Below are 14,579 nucleotides of genomic sequence, written 5' to 3' on the forward strand. Positions count from 1 at the left end.
GATCAGCCTGTCGAGCCTGCCCGGGCTCGGTGACAGATAACGAGACCTGCACCAGACCCGGGGCGCATCACACCGCCGGGCGGCCAGCAACACGATCTGCGCCCGGACCTTGTCCCGATACGGCGTCTTCTGACCCCGGGAACGACGGGTCAGCACCCGCCGTATCGCGCCGGTCACCGTCACTGGGCAGGCCTGGGCCATGGGCATCGCGACGGGCTCGTTTCATGATCGAGGAGTCAAGACGGGCGCCCAGGACGCCGATCGGGCACGATGTCGGTCATGGCCACCCCACCGGAATCCACCAAGATCTCTGTCGGGCAACGGTTGCGCGCCCACGCCGCAACCCACTGGCCCCAGGTGGGCGACCTGGAATTCCGCTACCGCGGCGCATTCGTCTACGTCGAAGCGCACCTGCCCGACGGGACAGCGCAACCACTGATCCGGCTCCGATATGGCGGCTCAGCCCGCCACTGGGGCTTCGGGCTCTACCTGGCCAGCAGCGACCGCTACGAAAACCAGATCCTGCCCTCCGGACTCCCCATCGGCAGCCCCGAAGAAGCACTCGACTGCGCCTGCCGCCTCTACCTCGACAACCCCACCTGACCAGGGCCGCCACGACCCCCGAAGAACTTCCGAAAGCGACCACTTAGCCGGGCCGGCGGCCCGAAGCCGCCTGTTCCGGGTGGGGGAACCGGTTCGGGTGGGGTGATCGCTCCGCTACTCGAACACCCCGTAGCCCGCGACCGCGTGGGCCCGGACGCCGTCCAGGTCGAGTTCGACGCCGATGCCGGGCGTGTCCGGAAGCGTGATGTAGCCGTCCTTGACGATCGAGCCGCTTCCGTCGGGGGCGTGGACGTAGCTGTCCCACACCGCGCGCTCCTCCAGGGCGTGCCATTCCTGGACGAAGAAGTTGGGGATCGCCGCGCACTGGTGCGACGTGGCCATCGTGCCCAGCGGCGTGGACACCAGGTGCGGGGCGAACGGGATGTAGTGCAGCTCCGCGAGGTTGGCGATCTTCTTGGCCTCGGCGAGCCCGCCGCACTTGGGCACGTCCGGCTCGATGACGTCCACGGCGCCGCGTTCGAGCAGCTCGCGGAATCCCCACCGCAGGTAAAGGTTTTCTCCGGCGCAGATCGGGGTGCGGGTCTGTTCGCGCACGCGCACCAGCGCGTCGACGTTCTCCGCCGGCAGCGGCTCCTCGAGCCACATCAGGCGGAACGGCTCGAGCTCCCACGAGATCCGGCACGCGCTCGGCACGTCGTAGCGGGCGTGCAGGTCGATGGCCAGGTCGACGTCCGGGCCGATCGCGTCCCGGACCGCCGCCACGCGCTCGACCATCGAACGCAGCTCGGCGGCGTTGACCGTGTGGTTGAAGGCGTCGAACTTGGCCGGGTGGTGCAGGTCGTCGATGTCGAACTTGAGGGCGGTGAAGCCTTCGGCGACCATCCGCTGGGCCCGGTCGACGCACCCGGCGACCGAGCCCGCCGGGTCGTCGCCGTCGCCGCAGTCGGCGTAGAGGCGGATGCGGTCGCGGAACTTCCCGCCGAGCAGCCGGTGCACCGGCTGCCCGGCGGCCTTGCCCGCGAGGTCCCACAGCGCGAGCTCGATCCCGGACAGGGCGATCACGAACACCCCGCTCTGCGCGCCCGCGAAAACCTTGCTGCGGCGGAGTTTTTCCCAGCACCGCTCGACGTTGCGCGGGTCCTCGCCGATCAGGAGCGGCGTCAAGGACCGGATCATCCCGACGACGGCACCCGCGCCGGCGTCGGGATTGGCTTCGCCGAACCCGCTGAGGCCCTCGTCGGTGTCGATCCGCACCAGCGTGGCCTGACCGTGGTAGGCCACCACCGCCGTCGTGACGTTCACGATCCGCATTGCTCTCCCGCCGCCGGGTAGTGCCGAGAAAGGACTGTCGCGATGTTCAACTTGTCCGATAAGCTGATGACATGCCAAGGAGACAAGAGTCTCCGGACGCTGTCAAGGTCCGGACTCTTCCGGTGCAGGTGGCGGCCCACCTGACCCGGCGCATCGTCAAGGGCGAAATCGAGGACGGCCGGGCGCCGTCGGAACTCGAGATCTCGAATGAGTTCGGGGTTTCCCGCGTGGTGGCGCGGGAGACGCTCAAGATCCTCGCCTCGCTCGACATCGTCGACGTCGCCCAGGGCCGCCGGGTCGTCGTGCGCCCCCGCGCGGAGTGGGACTACCTGAACCCGCTGCTGATCGAGTGGCTGCCCACGGAGATCGTCGACGAGCTGCTGCAGGAACTGCACCAGATGCGCGCACTGCTCGAACCCGAACTCGCCGCGATGGCCGCCGCCAGCATCACCGACGAGACGCTGGCCCGGCTGGGGAAAGAGATCGAGCGGATGTCGGCGCTCGAGGCGGACCCCGAGGCCTACCTCGAGGTCGACCACGAATTCCACATGGAGATCTGCCGGGCGGCCGACAACCGCATCCTCGACCGGATCATGTACTCCGCACGCTGGCTGGGCACGGCCAGCCGGCGCCTCACCAACGAGGCGCCGGCGGGGCTGCGCCGCGCCACCGCCCAGCACACGGAGATCTACGAGGCGCTCGTGGCGCGCGACCCCTCGGCCGCCCGCGCGGCGATGCGCGAGCACCTGAGCAACAACTACTCCACGCTCCTCGCGGAGAAGGAGCAGCGAAGCAAGCGGGCCGCCAAGCGGCGTTGAACACCCCTGCACGACCGAGTTCCGGAACCGATGACGAGGACGGACGAGGCATGGCAGCATCCGCGATCAAGCCGATCCGGCTGGGGCTGATCGGCACCGGCCTCGCGGTCGAGAAGCTGCACTGGCCGGCGTTGCGCGGGCTCGCCGACCGGTTCGTGGTCACCGCGTTCACCGACTCCGCCGCCGAGCAGGGCCGGCGGTTCGCCGGGTACAGCGGAACCGATCCGGCCCGGGCCGTCGCCGGCCGGGCCGCGCTGCTCGCCCGCGAAGACGTGGACGCCGTGCTGATCTCGGTGCCGATCCCGCACCTGTACGAAGTGGCGCGGGACGCGCTCACGGCCGGCAAGGACGTGTTCTGCGAGAAGCCGGCCGGTGCCGACGCGGAGCAGGCCGCGGCCTTCCTCGCCCTGGCGGCCGGGCACCCGGACCGCACTTTCATGGTGGGCGAGAACTACTTCTACCGCGACGACCTGCGCTACGCCCGCGCGTTGCTCGACGAAGGCGCGATCGGCCGCCCGCACCTGATGGCGTGGCGGTACGCCGCGCGGTCGGTGCCCCGTGCCGGCGGGTTCACCGGCACGCCGTGGCGGCAGCGGCCGCAGTACCGCGGTGGCGTGCACCTCGACTTCGGCGTGCACCACATGGCCCAGATCCGGCTGCTCTGCGGCGACATCGCGCGGGTGCACGGTGCCGTGCAGGCGGCCAACAGCACGATCGACGCACCGTCGGACCTCACGCTCAACCTCGTCTTCGCCGGAGGCGCCATCGGCAACTACACCGCGTCCTTCCCCGACATCCCGGTGCCGCCGGAACCCAACGAAATGCGGCTGTACGGCACCGAGGGCGTGCTCGTGCTCGCCGGACCCGAGCCGGAGTGCCGCGTGACGCGCAGCGGCTCCGACGCCACCACCCACACGACAGTCTTCCGCGGCAGCGACAACGGCTACCGCGCGGAGCTCGTCGACTTCGCCGACGCCGTGCAGTTCGGCGTGCGGCCGGTCGGCAGCGTTGCCCAGAGCGTGGCCAACGCGATGGTCGTCCAGCGGGCGTTCGACTCCGCGGAACGGGCGGCCGCGCTGGCGCTCGACCCGGTGCCCGGCGCGGGCCCGGTGCCGCTGTGGCGGCCCCGCGGATCGGTCGGGCTGTTCGACGGGCTGCCAGGACAACGCATCAGCAGTTCGGCTTCCTTCGCCGCTTGACCGACCCCCAGCTCGACAGACTCACAGCTCGACAGACTCATGACTTGATGGACCCACAGCTCGGTAGCCCCACAGCTCGGACCAACAGCTTGCTGGACCCGCAGCGCGGCACTCGCCCCGCTGCCCCGCCGGTTGCACCGTCGCCCCGTCGGTATGAGGAGTTGTCATGGAAGAGAACACGGACTGGTCGAGACGCTCGTTCCTCGGGCTGAGCGCGCTGGGCGTGCTCGGGCTCGCCGGGTGCGGGAGCAGTCCCGCCCCCGCGCCGCAGGTCGACGTCCAGGTGCCGAAGGCGCTGCTCGACCAGGCAGCCGCGCTCCGCGGCGGGTCGGTGGGGATGCTCTCGCAGAAGCTGTACGCGGAGGCCGCCAACAAAGCGCTGGACAAGTCGCTGCAGGTGTTCGCCTCCGCCACCGGCACCACGATCCGCAACGACCTGGTCTCCGGCGACGCCGGCGACATGGTCGCGAAGATGGACGCCGACGTGAAGGCGGGCACCGCCCGCGACCTGGCTTTCGTGAGCGACCGGCGGTTCGTCGGCCAGCTCCACAACCTCGGCGCCCTCACCGATGTCACCGACGTGGTCACCGAGATGAAGGCGCTTTACGGCGAACCCGCGACGGAGGCGAACGACTACTGCGTGTTCGACGGCCGCTGGTTCGCGATCCCGTACCACTTCATCGCGTCCGGGATGTACCTGCGCAAGGACTGGTACCAGGAGAAGGGCCTCCCGCTCAAGCCGCACTACACGTGGGAAGAGCTGCGCGACAACGCGCTGGCGGTCTCCGACCCGGCGAAGCGGCGGTTCGGCTGGGGGCTCACGGTGAACCGCTCCGGCGACGCCAACGGCTTCATCGCGAACGTCATCAACACCTACGGCGGGGCGATCGCGGACAACACCGGCACGAAGGTGGTGTTCAACTCGCCGGAGACCGTCGCCGCCGTCACGTTCATCGGCGACATCTACACGAACCCGAAGTACAAGCCGATGCTGCCACCCGGGATCGGGAGCTGGACCGACTCGAGCAACAACGAGAACTGGCTGGCCCAGATCCTCGGGCTCACGCTCAACCAGTTCAGCGTCTACGCCGACTCGAAGACCAAGAAGAACCCGGTGTACGCCAACACGCACGTGTTCAACGGCGCCACCGGACCGGCGCTCGACCGGCCGCTGGCGTACGGCGAGTCCAACTCGTTCGTCGTGTTCAAGGGGGCGAAGAACCCCGCCCTCGCCAAGCTGGTGGCGAAGTTCATGGTCGGCGGGAGCGCGCTGCTCGGGGTCGCGAAGGAAGCGCCGTGCCTGGTCAACCCCTCGTGGGACAAGGTGTGGGACTCCGACCCGTACTACACGAGCGGTGATCCGGCCTTCCCCGCGTTGCGGGAGCAGACCCGCGCGCAGCTCCCGGTGACCACCAAGACCGGCTACGCGTTCCCCCAGACCCCGAGCCCCGGCGAGCAGGCCGCGACCGCCGCCTACCTGCTGACCGACATGATGCAGTCGGTCATCCAGGGCACCCGGCCGGCCGACGCCGTCGCCGCGACCCACGGCCGGATCGTCCAGATCTTCGAGCAGCAGGGCTACCGGCAGTGACCGTCCTCCGTCCGAAAAGGACACCCCCGGTGCCGGCCCGCCCGGCGCCGGGCGGGTCGTCCTCGCTCACGCCGGCGCAGCGGCGGCTCGGGCGCGACTGGCGCCTCGCCGCCGTGTTCATCGGGCCGACGCTGGTGCTGGTGGCCGGCCTGATCCTGGTCCCGATCGTCAGCTCGGTCCTCACCAGCGTCACGGAGCGCCACGGTGCGGAGACGGTCTTCGCCGGGCTGGACAACTACACCGCCCTGATCGACGACGCCTTGTTCCACAAGGGCGTGCTCAACTCGTTCGTCTTCACCGCCTACGCCGAGATCTTCAAGGTGACCTTCGGGCTCATCGCGGCGTTGATGCTGCACCAGATGCGCCGCGGCCGGGCGATCATCGCCGGGGTGATCCTGGTGCCGTGGGTGATCCCGACGGTCGTCACGGCCTTCACCTGGCGGTCCCTGCTCGACCCGATCTTCGGCAGCGTCAACGTCCTGCTCACCGACTCCGGGATCGGGCCGGCGCTCGCGGCGATCGGGCTTGTCGACAAGTGGCCCGCGGAGTGGCTGTCCGACCCGGCGCTCGCGATGCCGGCGGTCATCCTGGTCAACGTCTGGAAGGGCATCCCGTTCTTCACGGTGACGTTCCTCGCCGGGCTCAAGGCCATCGACGCCAACCTGCACGAGGCGGCGATGGTGGACGGCGCCTCGCCGTGGCAGCGCTTCCTGCACATCACGCTGCCCGGGCTGCGTCCGGTCATGATCGTGACGGTGCTGCTGTCGTCGATCTGGACGTTCAACAACTTCGACCTGATCTGGCTGATGACCCAGGGCGGCCCGGGGGACGCCACCGCCCCGTACGTGATGGTGGCGTACTCGAAGGCGATCCAGCAGTTGCAGCTGGGCGCGGGCGCCGCGGTCACGCTGGTGATGCTGCCGATCATCGCCGTGCTCGTGGTGATCCTCGTGCGGATGATGCGCCGCAGCGACCAGCCGGGCGCGGCCGACCTGGGGCGCCGGCGGCTGACCGACGCCCAGCGCCGGGCGCTGCCGTGGGTGATCGTCGCGGGCTCGGTGCTCGTGCTGGTCTGGGCGTCGCCGCAGATCGTGGGGAAGGCCGCGCTCGTGCTGGGCGTGTTCGTGGTGCTCGCGGCCGCGGTCGGCCGGGTCGTCTCCGCGTTCGCCGCGCGCGGCAACCGGCTGGCGGCGCGCCTGGTCGGTGGCGGCGGCTCGGGGGTGGCGCTGGTGGGCCTGCTGGGGTTCGTGCTCGCCCCGATCTACTGGATGACGGTCACGGCCTTCAAGTCCGACGACCAGATCGTCGCCCGCACCGACGACCTCTGGCCGACCCCGTGGAGCACCGAGCAGTTCACCAACCTGTTCACGGGCAAGGCGTTCGGCACCTGGTACCTCAACACGATCCTGGTGTCGGTGGCCTCCACCGTGATCGCCCTGGTCTGCGCGGCGCTGGCCGGCTATGCGCTGGCCCGGCTGAAGTTCCGCGGTTCGGAGAGCTTCACGGTGACGATCCTGCTCACCTACGTGATGCCGGGCGCGCTGCTGTTCATCCCGCTGTACCAGCTGATGAGCGGGATCGGCCTCAACGATTCGCTGTGGTCGCTGGTGCTCGCCTACCCGACGTTCACCCTGCCGTTCGCGACGTGGCTGCTCGTCGGCTACTTCAAGTCGATCCCGGCCGACCTCGAAGAGGCCGCGCTGGTCGACGGCTGCACGCGGTTCGGGGCGTTCCGCCGGATCGTGCTGCCGCTGGCCAAGCCGGGCCTGCTCGCGGTCGCGCTGTTCACGCTCACCAACGCGTGGAACGAGTTCCTGTTCGCCTTCGTGTTCATCACCAAGGACGACTACAAGACGCTGCCCGTCGGCATGCAGTCGATGATCTTCGGTGACGTCGTGCCGCAGGGGCAGCTGGCCGCGGCCTCGCTGCTGATCAGCATCCCGGTGGTGCTCATGTACGGCTTCGGGCAGCGCTTCCTGACCGAGGGCCTCACCGCGGGGGCCGTGAAGGGATGAGCGCCATCACGGAGGAGCACGTCGCCACGGCGTCCCGGCCGAGCGACCTGCGCATCACCGACCTGCGGGTGGCCAACGTGGCCGGCGTGCCCTTCCGCTCGTCGATCATCCGGATCGACACCAACCAGGGCCTGGCCGGCTACGGGGAGGTGCGCGACCAGGCCAGCGCGACCTACGCGCTCGTGCTCAAGAGCAGGCTCGTCGGGGAGAACCCCTGCAACGTCGACAAGATCTTCCGCAAGATCAAGCAGTTCGGCTTCCACGGCCGCCAGGGCGGCGGCGTCTCCGGCGTCGAGATGGCGCTGATGGACCTGGCGGGCAAGGCCTACGGTGTGCCCGCGTACGCGCTGATCGGGGGGCGGTTCCGGGACGAGGTCCGCTGCTACGCGGACACGCCGTCGCTGCCGGACCCGCACGAGATGGGCGCCCGGCTGCTGGAGCGCAAGCGGCGCGGGTTCACGCTGCTGAAGATGGACGTGGGCATCGACCTGCTGTGGGACGTGCCGGGGGCGCTGATCGCGCCACCCGGTGCCCGCGAGGACGTCACGACGATGCACCCGTTCACCGGCATCCAGGTCACCGCTCGCGGTGTCGGGCACCTGGTGTCCTATGTGGACATCGTGCGGTCGGTGGTCGGCTACGACGTCGCGCTCGCCGCCGACCACTTCGGCCACATCGCCCTCGACTCCGCCATCCGGATCGGCCGCGCGCTGGAACCGTTCACGCTGGCGTGGATCGAGGACCTGATCCCGTGGCAGCTGACCGACCAGTGGCGGCAACTCACCGAGGCCGTCGCCGTCCCGACGTGCACGGGGGAGGACATCTACCTGCTCGAGGGTTTCCGTCCGCTGCTCGACGCCGGGGCCATCCGCATCGTGCACCCCGACCCGGCGACGGCGGGCGGGATCGCGGAGACCAAGCGGCTCGGCGACCACGCGCAAGAACACGGGATCGCGATGGCGCTGCACCTGGCGGCGTCCCCGATCGCGACGATGGCGTGCGTGCACCTGGCCGCCGCCACGGAGAACTTCCTCGCCCTCGAACACCACGCGGCCGAGGTGGACTTCTGGAGCGACCTCGTCACCGGCCTGCCCCGCCCCCTGATCCGCAACGGCCACATCACGGTGCCGGACACCCCGGGCCTCGGATTCGGCGACCTCGACGAGGACCTGCTGCGCCGCCACCTCGACCCGCGCGACCCGGTGTTCTTCGCGGAGACGACGCACTGGGACGCCGAATCGAGCCACGACCGGCTGTGGAGCTAGGCGCGGCCCTGCTCGGCGCGCCACTGCTCGTACTCGGGCCGGGCCTCGTCGGACAGCGGGTAGTACCGCCGCAGGTCGCCGCCCTCGGACAGCCGGATTCGGGAGAACTCCTCCCACTCCGCGTGCTCCTGCGCGTGGGCCACCAGCGCGGGGGCGAGCTTGACCGGCACCACGACGGCCCCATCATCGTCGGCGACGACGATGTCGCCTGGCTCGACCAGCGTGCCGCCGCACGCCACCGGTACGTTGACGGCGGCCGGGACGATGCCGGTCTGGGCGTGGAAGTTCGGCGTGGCGCCACGGATCCACAGCCCGAGGCCGAGTTGCTTGGCCTCGCCGGTGTCGCGCAGGCAGCCGTCGACGATCACGCCGAGGCCGCCGCGGCCCCTGAAGTAGGTCAGCATCATCTCGCCGAACACGCCGCTTTCCATGTCCCCGCGCGCGTCGACGACGATCATGTCGCCGGGCCGGGCGTGGTACATGACGTGCCGGTGCAGCTGCTTCTCCGGTTCTTCGTATTCGTCGACGGGGTACAGGTCTTCCCGCTTCGGCAGGAACTGCAGCGTCAGCGCCGGGCCGGCCACGCGCACGCCGGGGGTCACCGAAACCGGGCCGCGGATGAAGGCGCTGCGGATGCCCATGCGGCTCAGCTCCCCGCTGGCCGTCGCGCTGCCGATGGCCGCGAGGGCCGCACTGAGCTCGGCGGGCGGGCGAACGATGTCGGGCGTCTCGACCACGTCGGTAGCTCCCTCGGTCCACATGGGCGGAAACTGTCGGAGTTCCTTCCCGAGCCTAGTCCGGCGAACGCGCCGCCGCCGGGACAAAGTTCGGTTGGCTTCAGGGCGTGAACCCGTTTTCCGGCAACGGCAGCGTGAGCCGGAAGCAAGCACCTTCCCCGAGCGTGGTCTCGAGTTCGACGTCGCCGCCGTGGGCGCGGGCGAGGGAACGGGCGATGGCGAGGCCCAGGCCGGCGTCGGCGCCGGGCGTGCGCGTCCGGGAGCGGTCGGCCCGGTAGAAGCGGTTGAAGACGCGGCTCGCCTGCTCGGCCGTCATCCCCGGACCCTCGTCGGCCACCTCGAGCACCGCGCGGCCGTCCGCCGTCCCGACCCCGATGCGCACGCGCGAGCCCGGTGGCGTGTGGGCGGCGGCGTTGCCCACGAGGTTGGTGACGACCTGCCGCAGCCGCGCTTCGTCGGCGTCGACCGGGGCCGGGCCGGGCGGGCCGGCCCCACCCGGGCCGGTCAGGGAAACGGCGCGGGCCGGGTCGAGGGCCCGCAGGTCGTGCCGGGCGTCGCCGGCGAGGGTGCGCAGGTCCATCGGAGCCCGGTCGAGCTGCTCTTCCGGTGCCTCGTCGAGCTGGGCGAGCAGCAGCAGGTCCTCGGTCAGCGCGGTGAGCCGGGTGGCTTCGCGGTCGATGCGGCGCATCGTTTCGTCCACATCGGACGGTCCGGCCAGTGCGCCCATCCGGTAGAGCTCCGTGGACCCCTTGATGCCGAACAGCGGGGTGCGCAGTTCGTGGCTGACGTCCGAGACGAACGTGCGCATCCGCGCTTCGGACGCGGCCCGGTCGGCGAAGGCCCGTTCGAGCTGGCCGAGCATCGTGTTGAGCGACCCCGCGAGGTGCCCGATCTCCGTGCCGGGCGACGCGAGGTCCGGGACGCGCCGGGTGAGGTCGCCGCCGGCGATCGCCGCGGCCGTGTGCTCGATCCGGCGCAGCGGCCGCAGGCCCCGGCCGAGGGCGAGCCAGCCGGCCGCGGTCAGCACGACGAGCAGGGCGGCGCCGGTGACCAGGCTGCTCGTCCGCAGCTGGGCGATCGTGGCGTCGGCTTCGGCGAGCGGCGCGGCCGAAACGACCGTCCCGCCCCAGCGGGCGGCGGGCCGCGCGACGGCCCGCCAGCGCTGCGACCCGTCGATGGCGTCCAGGTCGACGGCCGTCCCGTCGGCGGGAACCGTGCGCAGCGCGTCGATCGGCGGCAGTGCCGCCCCGTCCACCCGCGACGAGTGGAGGCCGCCCGCCACCGCGCCGCTCGCGTCGAGGTACACGACGTACGGGGTGCCGAACAGCGCGAGCGCGGGATCGACGAGATCGGGCCGCACGGCCGGGCTCGCGGCCGGGGGCGGCCCCGCCGCCAGGGAGATGAGCTCGGTCATCGAGCGCAGCTGGCCGTCGAGGCGGTCGAGCTGGAAGCGCTCCAGCTGCTCGGAAACCAGCGCGCCGATCAGGGTCAGGCCGGCGAGCAGCAGGCCCGCGGTGAGCAGCAGCAGCCGGGCCCGCAGGGAAAGCCGCCTCACCGGCGGGGCTCCCGCAGCACGTAGCCCACGCCGTGCACGGTGTGGACGAGCTTCGGCTCCGCGGTGTCGACCTTGCGCCGGAGGTAGGAGATGTAGGTGTCGACGATGCCGGCGTCCCCGCCGAAGTCGTCGCGCCACACCCGGTCGAGGATCTGCGCCTTCGACACCACCCGCCCGGCGTTCTCCATCAGGTAGTGCAGCAACCGGAACTCCGTGGCGGACAAGCGGATCGCCTGCCCCTCGCGGGTCACCTGGTGCCCTTCGGCGTCGAGCGCGAGCGGGCCCACCGTGAGCACGGCCGCCGGGTGGCCCGCGGTCCGGCGGAGGATCGCGCGGATCCGCGCGATCAGCTCCGCCAGGTCGAAGGGCTTCGTCACGTAGTCGTCGGCGCCGAGGGACAGGCCGGTGACCTTGTCGGACTGGCGGTCCCGCGCCGTCAGGAACAGGACGGGCACCGGCGCGCCGTGGCCCGGGTGCCGCTCGCGCAGCCGCCGGACCACCTCGAAGCCGTCCATGTCCGGCAGCATGACGTCCAGCAGCACCAGGTCGGGCGGCTCCGCGGTCGCCGCGGCGACGGCTTCCCGCGCGGTGGCCGCCGACGTCACCCGGAAGCCGGCGAACCGCAGCGCGGCGGAAAGCAGCTCGCGGACGGTGGGCTCGTCGTCCACCACCAGCAGCCGGGACGTCATCGCTTCCATACCCGCGAGGATACGGAGATCCCGTCGGCGAGCAGGGAGCCCGCGAAGCCGGCCACCGCGCCGCCCGCGAGCCCGGCCAGCACCGCGAGCAGCGGGTTCGCCGTCACCCGCGCGGCGAAGACCGGCAGCGAGAAGCCGAACGCGCCGACGGTGACGTCGACGGAAATCCGCGACAGCAGCGTCACGACGGCGAGCACCGCACCGGTCGCCGGAGCGAACCACCCGGTGAAGGCCGCGGCCCGGCGCAGCGGTCCGCCGGGCCGGCGGCGCCCGGCCGCCAAGGCGAGGCCCCAGCCCAGCAACACGACGGCCGACAGCCCGAGCAGCGGGCCGCCCGTCGGGACGGGCGCGGCGTGCAGCGCACACGAGAACACGCCCGAGGAGCTGATCGTCCACGGCACGCCGAGCCCCAGCAGCACGGCACCGCACACCAGCTGGGGGAGGGCGAGCAGGACACCTCCGGCCGCGGCACCGCCGCCGAACGCCCAGGCCACGGTCAGAGACAGCACCACGAGTCCGGCTGCCGGCCACCGCGCGGCCCGCAACCCCGTGGCCACGGCGGGGAATCGCGTGACGAGCCAGCAGACTCCGACGACCACCAGCGCCCCGGCCACCGCACCCACCACCGCCGGACCGACGGCCACGGAGAATCCGGCGTCGAACCGGCCGGAAAGGGGCAGGCGCGCGGGACCGATGGCTCGCCCGCAGCCACCCGCACCACCTGCCGTGACGCCGGCCGGCATCGTCAGAGTTCCCCGGGCGAAGAGCGCGATCGCGGCGAGTCCCACCGGCAGAGCCACCGCCGCCACGGCACCGCGGACGAGCACCCCGGTTTCGCGGCGCCGCAGCAGCAGCGACCCCAGCACCACCGCGCCCGCCAGGGAAACCCCCAGCGGCAGCACGTCGAGGCCGCCCCGCACGGCGATCGGGAGCCCACCGGCCGGGGTCGTGCCGACCTCGGCCGAGCCGCCCGCGGCCAGTGCGACGGCCGCCGCCGTCAGCGCGCCGAGCCCTCCGAAGCGCCCGGCGCCCAGGAGGGCCAGGCCGGCCGCGGCGACCCCCGCCATGGCGAGCAAGGCGGCGGCCGCCGCCAGCAGGCCCCGGCCCGCCTCCCGCATCACACGTCCCGGCGCTGGAAGACCACGAACGCCACGGCCAGCACGGCCGCGACCCCGGCGCACATCCCGGCCAGGTTCAGCCACGGGTGCGGGAAATCGGGATCGGGGACCGTCTTGAAGACCGCGGCCGCGCCGAGCGTCGGCCAGTAGAAGAGCAGGCCGTGCAGCCACGCCGGAAAGAGCCCCGCGAAGCCGGGGACCAGGAAGACGATCCCGACCAGGGTGGCGAGCGCGCCCGCCGTCGCCCGCATGATCGTGCCCAGCCCGACCGCGAGCAGCGCGATCGCCGCGAGGTAGAGCCCGCCGCCCGCCACGGCCGAGAGCACGCCGGAATCGCCGATCCGCGCGTGCGGCACGCCGTGGGCGGCGAGGACGGCCTGGCCGAGGAAGAAGGCGGTGAACATCAGCACCTGGCCCGCCACCACGGCGACCGCGACCGCCACGACCACCTTGGCCGCCAGCAGCCGGTGCCGCCGGGGCGTCGCGGTCAGGGACGTCCGGATCAGGCCGGTCGCGTGCTCGGAGGTGACGACGAGGATGCCGAGCACCCCGACGATGAGCTGCGCGACGATGTACGACGTCAGGCTGCGGCCGGTCGGGTCCCAGGGGTCGTCGCCGGGGTACTGCCGCGCGGCGGCGTTCATGGCGAGGGCGGTGATGCCGAGCCCGACCGCGAACAGGCACGCGAGGGTGTACCAGGTGGAACGCAGGCTGCGTACTTTGATCCACTCGGCGCGGACGGAGTGGGCGAAGGACACGCTCATGCGACGGCCCCCTGGTAGTCGGTGCGGTCCTTGGTCAGTTCCATGAAGGCGTCTTCCAGCGAGACGCGCTGCGGCGTGAGCTCGGCGAGCGCGACACCGTGGTAGGCCGCGACCTTCCCGATTTCCGCGCTCGTCATGCCGGACACGACGAGCGACGCCTCGGTCCCTTCCCGCACGGCGGCCCCGGCCGTGGTCAGCAGCCGCGCGAAGCCCGGCTCGGAGGTGCGGACGACCACGGTGCCTTCACCACGCACGAGCTCGCTCACGGTGGTGTCGGCGACGAGCCGTCCCCGGCCGATGACGACCAGGTGATCGGCGGTCTGCGCCATCTCGCTCATCAGGTGGCTGGACACCAGCACCGCCCGGCCCTCGCGGGCGAGCGAACGCATGAAGTCCCGGATCCAGCGGATCCCTTCGGGGTCGAGGCCGTTCACCGGCTCGTCGAAGATCAGCACCCGCGGATCGCCGAGCAACGCGGCGGCGAGACCGAGCCGCTGCCGCATCCCGAGCGAGAACCCGCCCGCCCGCTTGCCGGCCACCCCGTCCAGCCCGGTCCGGCCGAGCACCTCACCGACCCGGCGGCGGGGGAGGCCGTTACTCACCGCGAGAGCCAGCAGGTGGTCGTGAGCCTTCCGGCCACCGTGGACGGCCCCGGCGTCGAGCAAGGCGCCCACCTCGGTGAGCGGCACGGGCAGGTCCCGGTAGCGCCGCCCGCCGATGGTGACCGAGCCCCGCGTCGGCGCGGCCAAGCCCACGATCATCTTCATGGTCGTGGACTTGCCGGCACCGTTGGGCCCGAGGAACCCGGTCACCTGCCCGGGGTGGACGGTGAACGACAGGTCGTCCACCACGGTTTCGGGCCCGTACCGCTTGGTCAGGCCCCGGATTTCGATCGTCATGCCCCGAGGGTGGTGGCCCCGCCTGGCCGGATCCTGGGAGGTGCT

General features: G+C 71.7%; 13 protein-coding genes. 6 read left to right on the plus strand and 7 right to left on the minus strand.

The features are described from left to right. Nucleotides 1-279: 279 nt before the first annotated feature. Nucleotides 280-603, plus strand: coding sequence for a hypothetical protein (locus C2L58_RS35430; protein WP_233226119.1), 324 nt, complete (start codon nt 280-282; stop codon nt 601-603). Between the two features lie 114 nt (nt 604-717). Here C2L58_RS35430 and C2L58_RS35435 read toward each other — a convergent pair whose 3' ends face one another. Beyond that, nucleotides 718-1,875, minus strand: coding sequence for a mandelate racemase/muconate lactonizing enzyme family protein (locus C2L58_RS35435; RefSeq protein WP_103342008.1), 1,158 nt, complete (start codon nt 1,873-1,875; stop codon nt 718-720). A 71-nt stretch (nt 1,876-1,946) separates the two neighbouring features. Here C2L58_RS35435 and C2L58_RS35440 point away from each other — a divergent pair, with 71 nt between their 5' ends. The 5 genes from C2L58_RS35440 to C2L58_RS35460 all read left to right on the plus strand — a co-directional run bounded on the left by C2L58_RS35440 (nt 1,947) and on the right by C2L58_RS35460 (nt 8,763). Next, complete coding sequence (locus C2L58_RS35440) at nt 1,947-2,693, plus strand: FadR/GntR family transcriptional regulator (protein ID WP_233226120.1); 747 nt, start codon at nt 1,947-1,949, stop codon at nt 2,691-2,693. 50 nt (nt 2,694-2,743) lie between these two features. Next, nucleotides 2,744-3,892 (plus strand): Gfo/Idh/MocA family protein, encoded by a 1,149-nt coding sequence (locus C2L58_RS35445; RefSeq protein ID WP_103342010.1) that lies wholly within the window; start codon nt 2,744-2,746, stop codon nt 3,890-3,892. Between the two features lie 166 nt (nt 3,893-4,058). Continuing rightward, nucleotides 4,059-5,483 carry an ABC transporter substrate-binding protein gene (locus tag C2L58_RS35450; protein ID WP_103342011.1) on the plus strand — a complete coding sequence of 475 codons (1,425 nt, stop codon included), beginning with the start codon at nt 4,059-4,061 and terminating at the stop codon, nt 5,481-5,483. Nucleotides 5,484-5,512: 29 nt separating this feature from the next. Then, nucleotides 5,513-7,498: an ABC transporter permease gene (locus tag C2L58_RS35455; RefSeq protein WP_233226121.1), complete on the plus strand. Its 1,986-nt coding sequence runs from the start codon at nt 5,513-5,515 to the stop codon at nt 7,496-7,498. Further along, entirely contained in the window at nt 7,495-8,763 is a 1,269-nt protein-coding gene (locus C2L58_RS35460) for a mandelate racemase/muconate lactonizing enzyme family protein (protein WP_103342013.1), read from the plus strand. The genes C2L58_RS35455 and C2L58_RS35460 overlap by 4 nt, the downstream gene beginning before the upstream one ends. Here the strand turns inward: C2L58_RS35460 and C2L58_RS35465 are convergent. The 6 genes from C2L58_RS35465 to C2L58_RS35490 all read right to left on the minus strand — a co-directional run bounded on the left by C2L58_RS35465 (nt 8,760) and on the right by C2L58_RS35490 (nt 14,534). Then, on the minus strand, nt 8,760-9,500 hold the full coding sequence (locus C2L58_RS35465; RefSeq protein WP_103342093.1) for a ribonuclease activity regulator RraA: 741 nt from the start codon (nt 9,498-9,500) through the stop codon (nt 8,760-8,762). The genes C2L58_RS35460 and C2L58_RS35465 overlap by 4 nt on opposite strands. A gap of 100 nt (nt 9,501-9,600) precedes the next feature. Continuing rightward, nucleotides 9,601-11,055: a sensor histidine kinase gene (locus C2L58_RS35470; RefSeq protein ID WP_103342014.1), complete on the minus strand. Its 1,455-nt coding sequence runs from the start codon at nt 11,053-11,055 to the stop codon at nt 9,601-9,603. Next, entirely contained in the window at nt 11,052-11,744 is a 693-nt protein-coding gene (locus C2L58_RS35475; protein WP_103342015.1) for a response regulator transcription factor, read from the minus strand. The genes C2L58_RS35470 and C2L58_RS35475 overlap by 4 nt, the downstream gene beginning before the upstream one ends. After that, complete coding sequence (locus C2L58_RS35480) at nt 11,741-12,871, minus strand: streptophobe family protein (protein ID WP_103342016.1); 1,131 nt, start codon at nt 12,869-12,871, stop codon at nt 11,741-11,743. Before C2L58_RS35480 ends, C2L58_RS35475 begins: the two co-directional genes overlap by 4 nt. Continuing rightward, nucleotides 12,871-13,635, minus strand: a complete 765-nt coding sequence (locus tag C2L58_RS35485) for an ABC transporter permease (RefSeq protein WP_103342017.1) — start codon at nt 13,633-13,635, stop codon at nt 12,871-12,873. Before C2L58_RS35485 ends, C2L58_RS35480 begins: the two co-directional genes overlap by 1 nt. After that, a complete protein-coding gene (locus C2L58_RS35490) occupies nt 13,632-14,534 on the minus strand; it encodes an ABC transporter ATP-binding protein (protein WP_103342018.1) in 903 nt (300 codons plus the stop codon). Before C2L58_RS35490 ends, C2L58_RS35485 begins: the two co-directional genes overlap by 4 nt. Nucleotides 14,535-14,579 lie beyond the last annotated feature (45 nt).

Origin of the sequence: Amycolatopsis sp. CA-126428, assembly GCF_002904335.1 — a bacterium.
In the GTDB taxonomy this organism is placed as follows: domain Bacteria; phylum Actinomycetota; class Actinomycetes; order Mycobacteriales; family Pseudonocardiaceae; genus Amycolatopsis.